The organism is Salmonella sp. SG203 (assembly GCF_013350575.1).
Lineage (GTDB): Bacteria > Pseudomonadota > Gammaproteobacteria > Enterobacterales > Enterobacteriaceae > Salmonella > Salmonella enterica.
In genome coordinates, this window is record NZ_SNMT01000016.1 from 74,427 (window position 1) to 91,661 (window position 17,235).

A 17,235-nucleotide genomic window follows, 5' to 3' on the forward strand; every position below is an offset into this window, starting at 1 on the left:
TGCGGAAAATTAGGAGAATAACCTTCGCTTTCTTCTCCTCTCGCGTTTAGGCTTATGGCAAACTGCGGTTTTTATTCTGTTTTTACCGCCTCGTCGGGATAAAGATAAAGAGAGACTCAACATGAAATGGTTATGTTCAGTAGGTGTTGCTGTGAGTCTGGCGATGCAGCCAGCATTGGCGGAAAACCTGTTTGGCAATCACCCGCTGACGCCCGAAGCGCGCGACGCGTTCGTCACGGATTTACTCAAGAAAATGACTGTCGATGAAAAAATTGGTCAGTTACGTCTGATTAGCGTCGGCCCTGATAACCCGAAAGAAGCGATTCGCGAGATGATCAAAGACGGGCAGGTAGGGGCGATTTTCAATACCGTCACCCGCCAGGATATCCGTCAAATGCAGGATCAGGTGATGGCATTGAGCCGCCTGAAAATTCCTCTCTTTTTTGCTTATGACGTGGTACACGGCCAGCGAACCGTCTTCCCGATAAGCCTCGGTCTGGCTTCTTCTTTTAATCTGGATGCGGTAAGAACCGTAGGACGCGTATCGGCGTATGAAGCGGCGGACGACGGCCTGAATATGACCTGGGCGCCGATGGTGGATGTCTCCCGCGATCCGCGTTGGGGACGCGCCTCCGAAGGCTTTGGCGAAGATACATATTTAACCTCTATCATGGGCGAAACCATGGTGAAAGCGATGCAGGGCAAAAGCCCGGCGGACCGCTATTCGGTGATGACCAGCGTGAAACATTTTGCCGCCTATGGCGCCGTTGAAGGCGGTAAAGAATACAACACCGTGGATATGAGTTCCCAGCGTCTGTTTAATGACTACATGCCGCCGTACAAAGCGGGGCTGGATGCGGGGAGCGGCGCGGTGATGGTGGCGCTGAACTCGCTGAACGGCACGCCTGCGACGTCAGATTCCTGGCTATTGAAAGATGTCCTGCGCGATGAGTGGGGCTTTAAGGGAATTACCGTTTCCGACCACGGCGCTATTAAAGAACTGATTAAACACGGTACCGCGGCCGACCCGGAAGATGCGGTGCGCGTGGCGCTAAAGGCAGGGGTGGATATGAGCATGGCGGATGAGTATTACAGCAAATATCTGCCGGGTCTGATTAAGTCGGGCAAAGTGACGATGGCGGAACTGGACGACGCGACGCGCCATGTGCTCAACGTAAAATATGACATGGGATTGTTTAACGACCCCTATAGCCATCTAGGACCGAAAGAGAGCGACCCGGTGGACACCAATGCCGAAAGCCGCCTGCATCGTAAAGAGGCACGGGAAGTGGCGCGGGAAAGTGTGGTACTGCTGAAAAACCGGCTGGAAACGCTGCCGCTGAAAAAATCGGGCACCATTGCCGTTGTTGGGCCGCTGGCCGACAGTCAACGTGATGTAATGGGAAGCTGGTCTGCTGCTGGGGTCGCGAATCAGTCAGTGACGGTGCTGGCGGGTATTCAAAATGCCGTCGGCGACGGGGCGAAGATCCTCTATGCCAAAGGGGCGAATATCACTAACGATAAAGATATCGTCGATTTCTTAAACCTGTATGAAGAGGCGGTGAAAATCGATCCGCGCTCACCGCAGGCGATGATTGATGAGGCGGTGCAGGCGGCGAAACAGGCCGATGTAGTGGTCGCAGTGGTAGGCGAGTCGCAGGGGATGGCGCATGAAGCCTCCAGTCGTACCAATATCACCATTCCGCAGAGTCAGCGCGACTTAATCACCGCTCTGAAAGCCACCGGTAAGCCGCTGGTACTGGTATTAATGAACGGCAGACCGCTGGCGCTGGTAAAAGAAGATCAACAGGCCGATGCGATTCTGGAGACCTGGTTTGCCGGGACGGAAGGCGGCAACGCCATTGCCGATGTGCTGTTTGGCGATTACAACCCGTCAGGCAAACTGCCGATCTCCTTCCCGCGTTCGGTGGGACAAATTCCGGTCTATTACAGCCATCTCAATACGGGACGCCCGTATAATCCTGAAAAGCCAAACAAATACACCTCACGTTATTTTGACGAAGCAAATGGCCCGCTCTATCCGTTTGGTTACGGTCTGAGCTACACCACATTTACGGTGTCTGACGTCACGCTCTCCTCACCGACAATGCAACGCGACGGCAAAGTCACGGCCAGCGTAGAGGTCACGAATACCGGTAAACGCGAAGGGGAAACGGTCATCCAGATGTACTTACAGGATGTCACGGCGTCGATGAGCCGCCCGGTGAAGCAATTAAAAGGCTTTGAAAAAATCACCCTCAAGCCCGGCGAACGTAAAACCGTGAGTTTCCCGATTGATATCGAGGCGTTGAAGTTCTGGAATCAGCAGATGAAATATGACGCGGAACCCGGCAAGTTCAACGTCTTTATCGGCGTGGATTCCGCTCGCGTTAAACAAGGATCGTTCGAGCTACTGTAAGCCTGCCGTCAACAGGGCGCGATAGCAGCGCCCTGTCTGGCAATGACTTTTTCTGTCCCCCCTTTTATTGCCTGCCACGTCACTTAAACTGGCGGAAAATCCCAGGTTAAACGCAGACTTTTCAACTATGCTTTTTTCTCAAGTCTCTGAAAAAGGCCGTAAAAGGATGAGGAAAGCATCATGACGATCTCAAAGCTATGGGTAAGTTCGCTGGCGTTGCTGGCGACGGTGAGTTTACCTCTACAGGCGGCATCGCCCGTGACGGTCGGGTCAAAGATTGATACCGAAGGCGCGCTGCTCGGCAACATGATTTTGCAGGTACTGGAAAGCCACGGCGTTAAAACGGTCAATAAAATTCAGCTCGGGACGACGCCAGTCGTTCGTGGCGCGATTACCGCCGGAGAGCTGGATATCTATCCGGAATACACCGGTAACGGGGCGTTCTTTTTTAAAGATGAAAACGATCCGGCATGGAAAAATGCAAAGCAAGGATTTGAGAAAGTCAAAAAACTGGATGCGGAGCAGAATAAGCTGGTCTGGTTGACGCCTGCGCCGGCAAATAACACCTGGACCATCGCGGTACGTCAGGACATCGCGGAAAAAAATAAACTCTCCTCGCTTGCCGATCTCAGCCGTTATCTGAAAGAGGGCGGCACTTTTAAACTGGCGGCGTCTGCGGAATTTATCGAACGGGCGGATGCGCTGCCGGCATTTGAAAAAGCCTATGATTTTACCTTGAATCAGAACCAGCTCTTGTCGCTGGCGGGCGGCGATACGGCGGTCACGATCAAAGCCGCCGCGCAACAAACATCCGGTGTTAACGCCGCGATGGCGTATGGCACCGACGGCCCGGTCGCCGCGCTGGGTCTGCAAACCCTGAGCGACCCGAAAGGCGTCCAGCCTATCTATGCCCCCGCGCCGGTAGTGCGTGAATCGGTGTTACAGGCCTATCCGCAGATAGCCGATTGGCTGCAGCCCGTTTTCGCCAGCCTTGATGAGAAAACGCTGCAACAGTTGAATGCCAGAATCGCCGTAGAAGGGCTGGATGCGAAAAAAGTCGCCGCAGATTACCTCCGACAAAAAGGGTGGGTGAAGTAATCTGTGAGTGATGCTGCCAAAAAAATTACGGTTAATCGTGTGCTGTTGCTGTTGGTTGTTCTGACCCTGCTTGCTGTCGCGCTACCTTTCATTAATTACGCCCCGAATCGTCTGGTGAGCGGCGAGGGGCGCCAGTTATGGGAGATCTGGCCGGCGACCATCTGGATGCTGACTGGCGCGGGATGCGCGCTGTTTACGCTGTGCTTTGTACCCGGTAAGCGCGGTAGCGTACTGACGTTGATGATGGCGCAGACGCTTTTTATTGTCATGCTGTGGGGAGTCGGCAGGGCGGCGACCCAGTTGGCGCAGGAGGGCAGTCCGCTGGCGCGTACCAGTCTGGGAAGTGGATTGTGGCTGGGCCTCGGTCTGATGCTGCTGGCCTGTAGCGATGCGATCCGCCGTATTACCGTTGGGCCGCTGTGGCGCTGGTTGCTGCACGCGCAAATTGTCATTGTCCCGCTGGCGCTGCTGTTTTCAGGCACGTTCGACAACCTCTCGCTTCTGAAAGAGTATACCAACCGCCAGGATGTTTTCGATGCCGCGCTGGTGCAACATTTAATGTTACTGGCGGGCACGGTGCTGCCGGCGCTGGCGATCGGACTACCGTTGGGCGTCTGGTGTTATTTTTCCGCCTCACGCCAGGGGCCGGTGTTTACCGTACTGAATGTGATCCAGACTATTCCTTCCGTCGCGCTGTTTGGCCTGCTGATCGCGCCGTTGGCCGGGCTGGTGAAACAGTTTCCGTGGCTTGCCGAATTCGGCGTCGCGGGAACCGGCATGACGCCTGCGCTGATAGCGCTGGTGCTCTATGCGTTATTGCCGCTGGTGCGCGGCGTGGTCGCCGGGCTCAATCAGGTGCCACGCGATGTGCTGGAGAGCGCAAGAGCAATGGGAATGAGTAGCGGCCAGCGCTTCAGGCATGTGCAACTGCCGCTGGCGCTGCCGGTCTTTTTACGTAGCCTGCGGGTAGTAATGGTTCAGACAGTGGGAATGGCCGTCGTCGCCGCGCTGATTGGCGCGGGAGGTTTCGGCGCGCTGGTGTTTCAGGGGCTATTGAGCAGCGCCATTGATTTAGTCCTGTTGGGCGTCATTCCGGTGATTGCGCTGGCGGTAGTGATCGACGCGCTGTTTGATTTATGGATCGCGTTTTTGAAGGGAGCAACCGATGATTGAATTTAACCATGTCAGTAAAACCTTCGGCGATCAACAGGCTGTTAGCGACCTCAATTTGCACTTTAGCGAAGGCAGCTTTTCGGTGTTAATTGGCACCTCCGGTTCGGGAAAATCGACCACTCTGAAGATGATTAACCGGCTGGTAGAGCATGATAGCGGAACGATCCGTTTTGCCGGGGAAGAGATCCGCAGCCTGCCGGTGCTTGAACTGCGCCGTCGCATGGGCTATGCCATTCAGTCTATCGGTCTTTTTCCCCACTGGACGGTGGCGCAAAATATCGCCACCGTACCGCAACTACAAAAGTGGTCGCGTGCGCGGATTAACGATCGTATTGATGAACTGATGGCATTATTGGGTCTGGAAAGCGCGCTGCGCGATCGCTATCCGCATCAGCTTTCCGGCGGGCAACAGCAGCGGGTCGGCGTTGCGCGGGCGCTGGCTGCCGATCCGCAGGTATTGCTGATGGACGAGCCTTTCGGCGCGCTTGATCCGGTAACGCGCGGCGCATTGCAGCAGGAGATGACCCGCATTCATCAGCTACTGGGACGCACCATCGTACTGGTGACGCACGACATCGACGAGGCGCTACGCCTCGCCGACCATCTGGTGCTGATGGACGGGGGCCACGTTATCCAACAGGGATCGCCGCTTTCTATGCTGACCTCGCCGGAAAATGATTTCGTGCAGGCATTTTTTGGCCGCAGCGAGCTGGGCGTAAGGCTGCTTTCGTTACGTAGCGTAGGCGATTATGTACGTCGGCATGAACAGCTCAGCGGCGACGCGCTGGTGGAAGAGATGACGCTACGCGATGCGCTATCGATGTTTGTCGCCCGTCGGTGCGACGTCCTGCCGGTGGCGAATCAGCAGGGCGAGCCCTGCGGTACGCTCCATTTCCGCGATCTGCTTTCGGAGACGTCCCCCCGTGAAACGACTGTGTGATCCGCTTCTCTGGCTTATTGTTCTGTTCTTGCTTCTGCTGTTTGGATTGCCTTATAGCCAGCCGTTCTTCGCCGCGCTGTTTCCCGATTTACCGCGCCCGGTCTACCAACAGGAGAGTTTTGCCGCCCTCGCGCTCGCCCATTTCTGGTTGGTGGGCATCTCAAGTTTGTTTGCCGTCGTGGTGGGCGTCGGCGCAGGGATTGCGGTCACGCGAGAAAGTGGGAAAGAGTTTCGTCCCCTGGTGGAGACTATCGCCGCCGTCGGGCAGACCTTTCCGCCGGTCGCGGTACTGGCGATCGCGGTACCCGTCATGGGTTTTGGTCAGCAACCGGCCATTATCGCCTTGATCCTGTATGGGGTGTTGCCCATCCTGCAGGCGACCCTGGCCGGGCTGGGCGCGGTGCCTGCCAGCGTGATGAGCGTTGCCAGCGGTATGGGAATGAGCCGTCGCCAACAGTTGTATCAGGTTGAGCTGCCGCTGGCCGCGCCGGTGATTCTGGCGGGCATCCGAACCTCGGTGATTATCAATATTGGTACGGCGACCATCGCTTCAACGGTGGGGGCCAGTACGTTAGGCACGCCGATCATTATCGGGCTTAGCGGCTTTAATACGGCCTATGTTATCCAGGGGGCGCTGCTGGTGGCGTTGGCGGCGATCATTATCGATCGCCTGTTTGAAAGGCTGACGCGCGCGCTTACCCGGCACGCAAAATAAAACTGTAACCTGCCAGCATCACGCCGCCGATACCGCCAATAGCCATCAGCAGGAAAAGGGCGATCACCCCGATTTTCGCTACGCGCATTATGTACTCCTTATGTTAATAAAAGGAGTATACATTAAAGCGAATTTGTTAGCTGCTGTTTAAACGCCAAGGGGATGAATGTCGTGTCCCTGGGCGCGCCATGCCAGGAGTTGCTGCTGCTGCGCCAGCGTCTGGTTTTCTCCGCACCATACCAGTAACGTCTTGCCGTCAAAAAGTTCCGGGCGGAACTGGCTAAGCGAATGCGCCAACACGTCGATTCGCCATCCCTGTTGGCTGGCGACCCAACCTTCCAGCCACAGGCGGGTGGTATCATGGATATTCCAGCCGATCACCAACGCATCTTTTCCCTGTTTCTTACGCGCAGACGCCAGGCAGAGCGCAATATAGTTGATCAGGATACCGTCAAGAATGCCGAGCAGCGCCTGAAGGGCGGGTTGTTGGCACTGTAATCGTCGCCGCAGTGGGACGAACAGGTTAGTGGTCAATGTTTGGGCAGGATAATCCTGACCGCGTTCTTTGACCCATAACCGTAAACTGTGCAGATTACTGCTTTGCAGGTAGTGCAGCAGGATCTCCTGCTGTTCGCGCCAGCCGTTAGGTTGTTCGCTACTGTCGCTACTGAGCAGCACTTTGACTTTGCTGACCTGGACGCCGTTATCTATCCAGCGCTTGATTTCGCGGATTCTGTCGATATCGGCATCGTTAAACAGACGATGACCGCCATCCGTTCGCTGTGGTTTTAAAAGTCCATAACGTCTCTGCCACGCGCGCAACGTGACAGGATTGATATCACAAAGCAAAGCCACTTCACCAATTGTGTAAAGCGCCATCGTTTCACCCTTGCTCGCGAGGTCCCGGTTTAACTTTAGACGCTCTTTTAGGAACCAGGAAGTTTTGCCTGTTTTTTATGCATTAAAACGCGAAGTAGCGGGTTGCGGCGCGGCGTTTAAGTGATCGTATTCACGAATTCATATTTTTATGCAACAGTTCAAAGAAAGTTAATCGTACTCAATGTATGTTACGCGCTTTTAATTGAAGTGTGGTTTGCGGGTATGTACGAGTTTAATCTGGTGTTGCTGCTGCTTCAGCAGATGTGCGTGTTTCTGGTCATTGCGTGGCTAATGAGTAAAACGCGCCTGTTCATCCCGCTTATGCAGGTCACGGTTCGTCTGCCGCACAAGCTTCTGTGTTACGTCACGTTTTCTATCTTCTGCATTATGGGCACTTATTTTGGGCTACATATCGAAGATTCGATTGCCAATACCCGCGCGATTGGCGCGGTGATGGGCGGCCTACTCGGCGGGCCGGTCGTCGGCGGGCTGGTCGGCCTGACCGGTGGGTTACATCGGTATTCTATGGGCGGCATGACGGCGCTGAGCTGTATGATTTCCACCATCGTCGAAGGGCTGCTGGGCGGGTTGGTACACAGCGTTCTCATACGTCGCGGACGCCCGGACAAAGTGTTTAGCCCGCTGACGGCGGGAGCAATTACGTGTGTTGCCGAACTGGTGCAGATGCTGATCATTTTACTGATAGCCAGGCCGTTTGACGATGCCCTGCATCTGGTCAGTAATATTGCCGCGCCGATGATGGTGACGAATACCGTTGGCGCCGCGCTGTTTATGCGTATTTTGCTCGATAAGCGCGCCATGTTCGAAAAATATACTTCGGCATTTTCTGCTACCGCGCTGAAGGTCGCCGCGTCAACGGAGGGGATTCTGCGTCAGGGATTTAACGAAGTGAACAGTATGAAGGTGGCGCAGGTGTTATATCAGGAGCTGGATATTGGCGCCGTCGCCATCACCGATCGCGAAAAACTGCTGGCTTTTACTGGTATTGGCGACGATCACCATCTACCGGGCAAACCCATTTCATCAGGTTATACGCTGAAAGCAATTGAAACCGGAGAGGTGGTTTATGCCGATGGCAACGAAGTGCCGTATCGCTGTTCGCTACACCCGCAGTGTAAACTCGGTTCGACGCTGGTGATCCCGCTGCGTGGCGAAAATCAGCGAGTCATGGGCACCATTAAATTGTACGAAGCGAAAAACCGACTGTTCAGCTCAATTAACCGTACCCTGGGAGAGGGTATTGCGCAGCTTTTATCCGCGCAGATCCTGGCCGGGCAGTATGAACGGCAGAAGGCGTTGCTGACGCAGTCAGAGATCAAGCTGTTGCACGCGCAGGTGAACCCGCATTTTCTGTTTAACGCGCTCAATACCATTAAAGCGGTGATTCGCCGCGACAGCGAACAGGCCAGCCAACTGGTGCAGTACTTGTCGACCTTTTTTCGCAAAAATTTAAAACGCCCGTCGGAAATCGTCACGCTGGCGGATGAAATTGAACACGTAAACGCTTATCTGCAAATTGAAAAAGCGCGTTTTCAGTCGCGTCTGCAGGTACAGCTTGATGTTCCATCGACGCTTTCACGTCAGAAATTGCCTGCGTTTACATTACAGCCGATTGTTGAGAACGCCATTAAACATGGCACGTCGCAACTGCTTGATACCGGCAACGTCGCTATTCGCGCCCGGCGCGAAGGGCAGCATTTGATGTTAGATATTGAGGATAATGCGGGACTGTATCAGCCTTCCGCCGGCAGTAGCGGGCTGGGGATGAGTCTGGTGGATAAACGTCTGCGCGAACACTTTGGCGATGATTATGGTATTAGCGTGGCCTGCGAGCCGGACTGTTTTACCCGAATTACATTACGACTTCCACTGGAGGAGGACGCATGATTAAAGTGCTGATTGTGGATGATGAGCCGTTAGCGCGGGAAAATCTGCGGATTTTGCTCCAGGGGCAGGATGACATTGAGATTGTGGGAGAGTGCGCGAACGCGGTAGAAGCGATTGGCGCTGTACATAAGCTGCGACCTGATGTGCTGTTTCTGGATATTCAGATGCCGCGTATCAGTGGACTGGAGATGGTAGGAATGCTTGACCCGGAACACCGCCCGTATATCGTTTTTTTAACCGCGTTTGACGAATACGCCATCAAAGCCTTTGAAGAACACGCTTTTGATTATCTGCTCAAGCCGATAGAGGAGAAACGGCTGGAAAAAACGTTACATCGTCTGCGTCAGGAGCGCAGTAAACAGGATGTTTCGTTGTTGCCGGAAAACCAGCAGGCGCTTAAATTCATTCCCTGTACCGGACACAGCCGGATCTATTTGTTGCAAATGGATGATGTCGCCTTTGTCAGTAGCCGTATGAGCGGCGTTTATGTGACCAGCAGTGAAGGGAAAGAGGGGTTTACCGAGCTGACGCTGCGCACGCTGGAAAGCCGGACGCCGCTACTGCGTTGTCATCGTCAGTTTCTGGTGAATATGGCCCATTTGCAGGAAATTCGGCTGGAGGATAATGGGCAGGCAGAGCTGATTTTACGCAACGGCCTGACGGTGCCGGTAAGCCGTCGCTATCTGAAAAGTTTAAAAGAGGCGATTGGCCTGTAAAAGACTGTTAGAATATCGTTTTGCCATAGAAACGACCGAAGGCCTCATGCTGAGTAACGATATTCTGCGTAGCGTGCGCTACATTTTAAAAGCTAATAATACCGATCTGGCGCGTATCCTGGCGCTGGGTAACGTTGATGCTACGCCGGAGCAGATAGCAATCTGGTTGCGCAAAGAAGAGGAAGAGGGGTTTCAGCGTTGCCCGGATATCGTGTTGTCCTCATTTCTCAATGGCCTCATTTATGAAAAACGCGGCAAAGATGAGGCGGCGCCTGCATTGACGGCGGAACGTCGTATCAACAACAATATTGTGCTGAAAAAGCTGCGTATTGCCTTTTCGCTAAAAACAGATGATATCCTGGCGATACTTACCGGTCAGTTGTTTCGTGTCTCAATGCCAGAGATCACCGCGATGATGCGCGCGCCGGACCATAAGAACTTCCGCGAATGCGGCGATCAGTTTATGCGTTATTTTCTGCGCGGTCTGGCGGCCCGTGAACACGCGGCGAAGTAATTCTGCGGTATTGTTCCCGGCAGCGTCCTGTCTGACCGGGAAAACGCATTATTATACTAATTGATTCTATGATACCCGCTCTCTTCCAACAGTTTCTGCGAGCGAATCATTGACAGATAGTACGCGGAACAGTTGTCAATTGATGATCCTGGCAATTTACAGAGGTCGCTTATTTTTGCCTGGGTAAAATCAATATCCACATATTCCGTAGCATAGCTATCATAATAGTCGATTCGTTCAGTCAAACCCGGCATACCCTGATAAGCTTCGCCGACTTGACTCAGCATTTTTTGTGCTTCTTCTTTATTATTGGCTTTCAGGGTCTTATAAATTAGTTTATGTTCAGATATTTGACGTAAAACGATATCCCCTTTGTAGTAATAGGTTAACTTGATTTCAATACCGTTGAGATTACCTACATAGCGTTGTGTTTCCTCTGACTCTTTGCTAGCGGCTATCTTCTTGATAAACGCTGTCATGTTATTTTGCTTTCCCTGGAGAGTATCGTTTTTCTGATCGCAGCCAGTTATGCTAACCGATAGAGAGAGCGCGAATAGTGGCAGTGCCATAAGACGTAGAACCTGCATAACAATTCCTTGTCGTTAAGTATTGGTGTGGCCAGGAATTCAGGGATTATAGGCTTTGGCGAGGGGACTTACAGCGAGGCTGTCTTTTTTCGGAATTCATAAAGAAAAGACGCTGCCGAAGCAGCGCCCTGAGCGACTTTACCAGTCGATGCAATACATTATGCCTGCCAGTTATTTCGCTTCTTTAAAACCAGCAGCTTCCAGCAGCGTCTGGGTTTGTTTCATGCTGATACCTTTGCTGGTATCGCCGGACACCATCGTCCCTGAGATTTGCTGTAACGCTTTAAAGTCCACTTTTTCCATATCCACAGAGACGTTTTCCTGGGCATAGGTATCTTCATAGGTTAATTTTTCTTCCACTCCGGCGATATTTTTATATTTCGCGCTCAGCGGATCGAGAATTTTGGCGGCATCTTCTTTCGTTTTAGCGCCTACAGTGGCATAGCTGATTTTACTTTCAGACGTCTGCTTAATGATTTTGTCACCTTTATAGGTGTAAGTAATTGAAATTTCTGTCCCCGCCAGGTTTGCGTTAAAGGTCTTTGATTCTTCTTTATCGCCACAGCCAGCAAGAGAGAACACCAGTACGGAAGCCAAAGCCGCGGACAATAACTTGCCAGAAATTTTCATCTAAAACTCCATTTTATATAATGATTGGGTTTTTAAAATAATTTCAATGAATTAATTTAACCCAGTAATAGCAATGTATCAGGGAGAGATAGAATATGACTTTTAGCCGTTATTTAGCAGTCCGGATATGGAGTCTTAACGCTATTGCTTATTAAGGAAAAAGTTAAAACACGCGGATGGGGTGATATGCCAGTCAGGATTAAGCGGTTAAAAAAGCCGGAGCATGCTCCGGCTTGTTGCTTATTTCACCTGTTGGCCAGGCTTCGCGCCGTCATCAGGGCTTAACAGGAAGATATCTTTCCCGCCAGGTCCTGCGGCCATCACCATTCCCTCGGAGACGCCAAAGCGCATTTTGCGCGGCGCGAGGTTGGCGACCATTACTGTCTGGCGGCCAATCAGCGCCTGCGGGTCCGGGTAGGCGGAACGAATGCCGGAGAAGACGTTACGCTTCTCGCCGCCCAGATCCAGCGTCAGACGCAGCAATTTGTCAGAACCATCTACGAACTCAGCATTTTCAATCAATGCTACGCGCAGGTCAATTTTGGCGAAATCGTCAAAGGTGATGGTTTCCTGAATCGGGAAGTCGGCTAACGGGCCGGTAACCGGCGCGGCTGCGGCTTTCACCTCTTCTTTAGACGATTCAACCAGCGCTTCAACTTGCTTCATGTCGATGCGATTGTAGAGCGCCTTAAAGGTGTTGACCTTGTGACCGAGCAGCGGCTGTTCGATGGCATCCCAGTTCAGTTCGCTGTTCAGGAAGGCTTCAACGCGTTCAGAAAGCGTCGGCAGTACCGGTTTCAGATACGTCATCAGCACGCGGAACAGGTTGATGCCCATCGAGCAAATGGCCTGCAGGTCCGCGTCGCGGCCTTCCTGTTTAGCCACCACCCACGGCGCTTGCTCGTCAACATAACGGTTAGCGACGTCGGCCAGCGCCATAATCTCACGGATAGCTTTGCCGAATTCACGACTTTCCCATGCTTCGCCAATCACCGCAGCGGCGTCAGTAAAGGTTTTATACAATTGCGGATCGGCCAGTTCAGCCGCCAGCACGCCGTCGAAACGCTTATTGATAAAACCGGCGTTACGCGAGGCCAGGTTGACTACTTTATTGACGATATCGGCATTGACGCGCTGGACAAAGTCTTCCAGGTTCAGGTCGATGTCATCAATGCGTGAAGAAAGCTTCGCGGTGTAGTAGTAGCGCAGGCTGTCGGCGTCAAAGTGTTTCAGCCAGGTGCTGGCCTTAATAAAGGTGCCGCGAGACTTAGACATCTTCGCGCCGTTCACCGTCACGTAACCGTGAACGAACAGGTTGGTCGGCTTACGGAAGTGGCTGCCTTCCAGCATGGCAGGCCAGAACAGGCTGTGGAAATAGACGATGTCTTTGCCGATAAAGTGGTACAGCTCGGCATCGGAGTCTTTTTTCCAGTACTCATCAAAACTGGTCGTGTCACCGCGCTTATCGCACAGATTTTTGAAGGAGCCCATATAGCCAATCGGCGCGTCCAGCCAGACGTAGAAATATTTGCCCGGCGCGTTCGGGATTTCGAAACCAAAATACGGCGCGTCGCGGGAAATGTCCCACTGCTGCAGGCCGGATTCAAACCACTCCTGCATTTTGTTCGCCACCTGCTCCTGCAGCGCGCCGCTGCGGGTCCACGCCTGCAGCATTTCGCTGAATGACGGCAGATCAAAGAAAAAGTGCTCGGAGTCACGCATTACCGGCGTCGCGCCGGACACCACGGATTTCGGCTCAATAAGTTCGGTCGGGCTGTAAGTTGCGCCGCAGACTTCGCAGTTATCGCCGTACTGGTCTGCGGATTTACATTTCGGGCAGGTGCCTTTCACAAATCGGTCCGGCAGGAACATGCCTTTTTCCGGATCGTAGAGTTGAGAGATGGTGCGGTTCTTAATAAAACCGTTCTCTTTCAGGCGCGTATAAATCAGCTCGGACAGCTCGCGATTCTCGTCGCTGTGCGTTGAGTGGTAGTTGTCGTAGCTAATATTAAAACCGGCGAAATCGGTCTGGTGCTCCTGGCTCATTTCACCGATCATTTGCTCCGGCGTAATACCAAGCTGCTGCGCTTTCAGCATGATCGGCGTGCCATGAGCGTCATCGGCACAGATGAAGTTAACCTCATGGCCGCGCATTCGCTGGTAACGGACCCAGACATCAGCCTGGATGTGCTCCAGCATATGGCCGAGGTGGATAGAGCCGTTGGCGTACGGCAGCGCGCACGTTACCAGAATTTTCTTCGCGACTTGAGTCATAGTGGGTATTACTTCTTCTGTTGTAAAAAAGGGCTTTGATAGTACCAAAATGGTAATTACTGCGCCAATCGATAAGGGCATTTATCCGTAAATGAATAATTGTTACCGCTGGAGTAAACTACAAAGTTACAATCGTACTTTTCAGAACTACAAAAGGAGTCGGGATGAACGAACAATCCCAGGCCAAATCACCAGATACCCTGCGAGCGATGGTCGCCGGGACGCTGGCGAATTTTCAGCACCCAACCCTGAAGCATAACCTCACCACGCTTAAGGCGTTGCACCACGTCGCCTGGATGGATGATACGCTGCACGTTGAGCTGGTCATGCCGTTCGTCTGGAACAGCGCGTTTGAGGTCTTAAAAGAGCAATGCAGCGCCGATCTGTTACGTATTACGGGCGCAAAAGCGATCGACTGGAAACTGTCGTACAACATTGCGACGCTGAAACGCGTCAAAAATCAGCCTGGCATTAATGGCGTGAAAAACATCATTGCCGTGAGCTCCGGTAAAGGCGGGGTGGGTAAATCGTCCACGGCGGTAAACCTGGCGCTGGCGTTAGCGGCTGAAGGCGCAAAGGTCGGGGTTCTCGATGCCGATATTTACGGTCCGTCGATCCCAACCATGCTTGGCGCAGAAGATCAGCGCCCGACATCGCCAGACGGTACGCATATGGCGCCGATTATGTCTCACGGCCTGGCGACCAACTCGATCGGCTATCTGGTGACTGACGATAACGCGATGGTATGGCGCGGCCCAATGGCCAGTAAGGCGCTGATGCAGATGTTACAGGAGACGCTGTGGCCGGATCTGGATTATCTGGTACTGGATATGCCGCCGGGAACCGGGGATATTCAGCTAACGCTGGCGCAGAACATTCCTGTTACCGGCGCGGTGGTGGTGACTACGCCGCAGGATATCGCGCTAATCGACGCCAAAAAAGGTATCGTGATGTTCGAGAAGGTGGAAGTGCCGGTGCTCGGCATTGTGGAAAATATGAGTATGCATATTTGTAGCAACTGCGGCCATCACGAACCGATCTTCGGCACGGGCGGCGCGCAGAAGCTGGCGGAAAAATACCATACTCAGCTTCTGGGTCAGATGCCGCTGCATATTAGTCTGCGCGAAGATCTCGATCGTGGTACGCCGACGGTGGTTAGCCGTCCGGAGAGCGAGTTTACCGCGATCTATCGCGAACTGGCCGATCGCGTTGCGGCACAGCTTTACTGGCAGGGTGAAGTGATTCCGGGAGAAATCGCCTTCCGCGCGGTGTAATCCTCCTGACGTATTCCAAAGAGAATATGGCATTCACTGCATTAATATATATTGATGCAGTGAATGTATTAATAAAATAATACCCCCCGCATTGTTAATTCCTGCTTAAACAGACAGGTGTTTATCTGAAATAATCGGCAAAAACATTATTTGAATTGATCATACCTATCCTACTGATTTATTTTTTCAATTGGTTTTAAGGTATCGATACGTTCATACTGCACATCAGGACGGCCTGCATACTGTTTGACGTTCACCAGAGGAACAATTACTCACTATGAAAAAATATTTGCTGATGGGAATTATAGTTTCGGCTTATGGGATAAGCGTACCCGTTTTTGCCTCCGACACCGCAACATTAACCATCAGTGGAAAAGTGACCGCGCCAACGTGCAGTACAGAAGTGGTAAACGCACAGTTGCAGCAGCGTTGCGGCAACACTATCCACGTTTCAACTCTGCAAACACCCGCCGCTACGCCGATGAGAGGTGTGACAACGCAGCTATACACGGTGCCTGGTGATAGCACCCGACAGATTGTTGTTAATCATTACGACTAATTCTTATTAATTCCGCAGGCTCATATCATTGATATCAATGATATGGGCTTTTTTATTTGTTGTGTTTATATTTAAGGGCAGTAAATTTCGGAAATTAATAAGTTTACAAAATAATGATAAGCAATGATTATTTGTTGCAATTATATTGCAATCTGTAAATTGTTTTAAATCAACAAAACATCGTGTTTACATTGCGATAACTTCCTGTCTATGAGAATTTTCGTTGCAAGGGTTAATAACTCTTAACAAATAGAAATTACTTCATTAAGGAAGAGATTATGAAACGTTCACTTATTGCTGCTTCTGTATTGTCTGCTGTATTTATGAGCGCTGGGGTTTTTGCTGCTGATGAGTATGATTCAGGCGTTCTGAATATTAACGGAAAGGTGGTTGGTACTACCTGTCAATTTTTGGGTACGAACACCGCTGAAATTAGACTGAATGAAATTGGTGCGGATAAAATAATTAATTTAACCCCGGGTCAGATTTATGACGCAGTAACTAATCAAACTCAGATGCCGTTGAAAATAAAATGTCAACAGGGTGTAGCGCCGCGTATTACCTTCTCTTCAACGCAATTTGACAGCCACGATATCACATTTAATAACGGGTCTGCCAAAGGTGTCGGTTTTGCGGTTTACTACGGAAGTACGGATAATCAGATTGATCCAGAGACGGGGGTGACACTAGCTCCAATAGCAGCGGTGAATACGACCTGACTTTTTTAGCACGCTATGCGCGTTTAGACGGTGATGTTGCTTCTGGTGATGTTAGCTCAACACTGACTTTAACGGTTGTTACTGACTAATTTATTCAACCGGCGGCGTTCGTCGCCGGTTTTTTATAAGCAAGGCCGTGTAAATATGAAAATATTATCTGCAGTATTATTATCTGCCATAATTTTGCCTGCGCATGCTGGTATTGTTATTTATGGTACGCGTGTGATTTACCCGGCAGAGAAGAAAGAAGTCGTTGTACAATTGGTGAATCAGGGCGAGCAAGCTTCGCTGGTACAGTCCTGGATTGATGACGGTAACACTTCATTACCGCCAGAAAAAATTCAGGTGCCATTTATGCTGACGCCGCCAGTGGCGCGCGTTGCCGCTGAGTCTGGTCAGCAGATCAAAATCAAGAAAATGCCTAATAGCTTACCGGACAACAAAGAAAGTCTGTTTTATCTGAATGTGCTTGATATTCCACCAAACAGCCAGGAAAACGCCGGTAAAAATGTGCTTAAATTCGCAATGCAGAATCGAATAAAATTAATATGGCGCCCCAGTCGAATTGCCGCCGTAACCAAAGACAGTTTTCAGCGGATTGGTTTATTTCGCAGTAATAAAACTGTCATCATGAAAAATGATACTGCAAACTGGATTACCGTGACGGATGTAAAAGCAGGAAATACTAAGATTAATGATCAAACTATCATGCTGCCACCGCTATCGACGCAAAATATTAACATGAAATATGCGTCAACAAGCCAGTATGAAGTAACAATTATTGATGATAATGGTAACTATATTAGTAGCAAAATCAATGTAAAATAAAC

16 protein-coding genes and 1 pseudogene are annotated in these 17,235 nt (G+C 51.5%); 12 read left to right on the forward strand and 5 right to left on the reverse strand.

The features are described 5' to 3' along the window. Positions 1 to 121 precede the first annotated feature (121 nt). The 5 genes from bglX to HV477_RS19840 all read left to right on the forward strand — a co-directional run bounded on the left by bglX (position 122) and on the right by HV477_RS19840 (position 6,345). A complete protein-coding gene (gene bglX, locus HV477_RS19820; protein WP_000871556.1) occupies positions 122 to 2,419 on the forward strand; it encodes a beta-glucosidase BglX in 2,298 nt (765 codons plus the stop codon). 180 nt (positions 2,420 to 2,599) lie between these two features. After that, positions 2,600 to 3,517, forward strand: a complete 918-nt coding sequence (locus tag HV477_RS19825; protein WP_000155876.1) for an ABC transporter substrate-binding protein — start codon at positions 2,600 to 2,602, stop codon at positions 3,515 to 3,517. A gap of 3 nt (positions 3,518 to 3,520) precedes the next feature. Continuing rightward, the gene (locus tag HV477_RS19830; protein ID WP_001278120.1) at positions 3,521 to 4,690 is read left to right on the forward strand and encodes an ABC transporter permease; all 1,170 of its coding nucleotides are present in this window, start codon (positions 3,521 to 3,523) and stop codon (positions 4,688 to 4,690) included. After that, positions 4,683 to 5,630, forward strand: coding sequence for an ABC transporter ATP-binding protein (locus tag HV477_RS19835; RefSeq protein ID WP_000569166.1), 948 nt, complete (start codon positions 4,683 to 4,685; stop codon positions 5,628 to 5,630). Before HV477_RS19830 ends, HV477_RS19835 begins: the two co-directional genes overlap by 8 nt. Further along, positions 5,614 to 6,345 (forward strand): ABC transporter permease, encoded by a 732-nt coding sequence (locus tag HV477_RS19840; RefSeq protein ID WP_000824854.1) that lies wholly within the window; start codon positions 5,614 to 5,616, stop codon positions 6,343 to 6,345. The genes HV477_RS19835 and HV477_RS19840 overlap by 17 nt, the downstream gene beginning before the upstream one ends. Here the strand turns inward: HV477_RS19840 and HV477_RS19845 are convergent. Together HV477_RS19845 and mlrA are read right to left on the reverse strand one after the other, a co-directional pair. Then, positions 6,326 to 6,433: a protein YohO gene (locus tag HV477_RS19845; RefSeq protein WP_001261696.1), complete on the reverse strand. Its 108-nt coding sequence runs from the start codon at positions 6,431 to 6,433 to the stop codon at positions 6,326 to 6,328. The two genes, HV477_RS19840 and HV477_RS19845, sit on opposite strands and share 20 nt — an antisense overlap. A gap of 59 nt (positions 6,434 to 6,492) precedes the next feature. After that, positions 6,493 to 7,224, reverse strand: a complete 732-nt coding sequence (gene mlrA, locus HV477_RS19850; RefSeq protein WP_001240417.1) for an HTH-type transcriptional regulator MlrA — start codon at positions 7,222 to 7,224, stop codon at positions 6,493 to 6,495. A gap of 222 nt (positions 7,225 to 7,446) precedes the next feature. Between mlrA and HV477_RS19855 the strand changes: the two genes are divergently transcribed. Genes HV477_RS19855 through HV477_RS19865 form a run of 3 tightly spaced genes read left to right on the forward strand, consistent with a single transcriptional unit; the run spans position 7,447 to position 10,362 of the window. Then, positions 7,447 to 9,132 (forward strand): sensor histidine kinase, encoded by a 1,686-nt coding sequence (locus HV477_RS19855; protein WP_000272850.1) that lies wholly within the window; start codon positions 7,447 to 7,449, stop codon positions 9,130 to 9,132. Continuing rightward, on the forward strand, positions 9,129 to 9,848 hold the full coding sequence (btsR, locus tag HV477_RS19860; protein ID WP_000598637.1) for a two-component system response regulator BtsR: 720 nt from the start codon (positions 9,129 to 9,131) through the stop codon (positions 9,846 to 9,848). The genes HV477_RS19855 and btsR overlap by 4 nt, the downstream gene beginning before the upstream one ends. Before the next feature lie 46 nt (positions 9,849 to 9,894). Beyond that, entirely contained in the window at positions 9,895 to 10,362 is a 468-nt protein-coding gene (locus HV477_RS19865; protein ID WP_000950413.1) for a DUF1456 family protein, read from the forward strand. 56 nt (positions 10,363 to 10,418) lie between these two features. Here the strand turns inward: HV477_RS19865 and HV477_RS19870 are convergent, their stop codons facing one another. From HV477_RS19870 to metG, 3 genes are all read right to left on the reverse strand, one after another. Continuing rightward, positions 10,419 to 10,949: a YehR family lipoprotein gene (locus tag HV477_RS19870; protein ID WP_079899051.1), complete on the reverse strand. Its 531-nt coding sequence runs from the start codon at positions 10,947 to 10,949 to the stop codon at positions 10,419 to 10,421. Between the two features lie 171 nt (positions 10,950 to 11,120). Then, entirely contained in the window at positions 11,121 to 11,579 is a 459-nt protein-coding gene (locus HV477_RS19875) for a YehR family lipoprotein (RefSeq protein ID WP_000703137.1), read from the reverse strand. A 240-nt stretch (positions 11,580 to 11,819) separates the two neighbouring features. Beyond that, positions 11,820 to 13,853: a methionine--tRNA ligase gene (gene metG, locus HV477_RS19880; RefSeq protein WP_001749139.1), complete on the reverse strand. Its 2,034-nt coding sequence runs from the start codon at positions 13,851 to 13,853 to the stop codon at positions 11,820 to 11,822. 164 nt (positions 13,854 to 14,017) lie between these two features. Here metG and apbC point away from each other — a divergent pair, with 164 nt between their 5' ends. The 4 genes and pseudogenes from apbC to stcB all read left to right on the forward strand — a co-directional run bounded on the left by apbC (position 14,018) and on the right by stcB (position 17,233). Then, entirely contained in the window at positions 14,018 to 15,127 is a 1,110-nt protein-coding gene (apbC, locus tag HV477_RS19885; RefSeq protein WP_001005424.1) for an iron-sulfur cluster carrier protein ApbC, read from the forward strand. 277 nt (positions 15,128 to 15,404) lie between these two features. Beyond that, a complete protein-coding gene (locus tag HV477_RS19890) occupies positions 15,405 to 15,686 on the forward strand; it encodes a YehE family protein (RefSeq protein ID WP_000760404.1) in 282 nt (93 codons plus the stop codon). Positions 15,687 to 15,964: 278 nt separating this feature from the next. Continuing rightward, positions 15,965 to 16,494, forward strand: a pseudogene (gene yehD, locus HV477_RS19895) (fimbrial protein YehD). Positions 16,495 to 16,549: 55 nt separating this feature from the next. Then, positions 16,550 to 17,233 (forward strand): fimbrial biogenesis chaperone StcB, encoded by a 684-nt coding sequence (gene stcB, locus HV477_RS19900; RefSeq protein ID WP_000698775.1) that lies wholly within the window; start codon positions 16,550 to 16,552, stop codon positions 17,231 to 17,233. The last annotated feature ends 2 nt before the right edge of the window (positions 17,234 to 17,235 follow it).

Bases quoted from the DNA above. Each gene is read 5' to 3' on its own strand.
- bglX (WP_000871556.1), top strand. From the start codon at position 122: ATGAAATGGTTATGTTCAGTAGGTGTTGCTGTGAGTCTGGCGATGCAG.
- HV477_RS19835 (WP_000569166.1), top strand. From the start codon at position 4,683: ATGATTGAATTTAACCATGTCAGTAAAACCTTCGGCGATCAACAGGCT.
- metG (WP_001749139.1), bottom strand. From the start codon at position 13,853: ATGACTCAAGTCGCGAAGAAAATTCTGGTAACGTGCGCGCTGCCGTAC.
- stcB (WP_000698775.1), top strand. From the start codon at position 16,550: ATGAAAATATTATCTGCAGTATTATTATCTGCCATAATTTTGCCTGCG.
- apbC (WP_001005424.1), top strand. From the start codon at position 14,018: ATGAACGAACAATCCCAGGCCAAATCACCAGATACCCTGCGAGCGATG.
- HV477_RS19875 (WP_000703137.1), bottom strand. From the start codon at position 11,579: ATGAAAATTTCTGGCAAGTTATTGTCCGCGGCTTTGGCTTCCGTACTG.
- HV477_RS19890 (WP_000760404.1), top strand. From the start codon at position 15,405: ATGAAAAAATATTTGCTGATGGGAATTATAGTTTCGGCTTATGGGATA.
- HV477_RS19855 (WP_000272850.1), top strand. From the start codon at position 7,447: ATGTACGAGTTTAATCTGGTGTTGCTGCTGCTTCAGCAGATGTGCGTG.
- btsR (WP_000598637.1), top strand. From the start codon at position 9,129: ATGATTAAAGTGCTGATTGTGGATGATGAGCCGTTAGCGCGGGAAAAT.
- HV477_RS19845 (WP_001261696.1), bottom strand. From the start codon at position 6,433: ATGCGCGTAGCGAAAATCGGGGTGATCGCCCTTTTCCTGCTGATGGCT.
- HV477_RS19825 (WP_000155876.1), top strand. From the start codon at position 2,600: ATGACGATCTCAAAGCTATGGGTAAGTTCGCTGGCGTTGCTGGCGACG.
- mlrA (WP_001240417.1), bottom strand. From the start codon at position 7,224: ATGGCGCTTTACACAATTGGTGAAGTGGCTTTGCTTTGTGATATCAAT.
- HV477_RS19870 (WP_079899051.1), bottom strand. From the start codon at position 10,949: ATGCAGGTTCTACGTCTTATGGCACTGCCACTATTCGCGCTCTCTCTA.
- HV477_RS19865 (WP_000950413.1), top strand. From the start codon at position 9,895: ATGCTGAGTAACGATATTCTGCGTAGCGTGCGCTACATTTTAAAAGCT.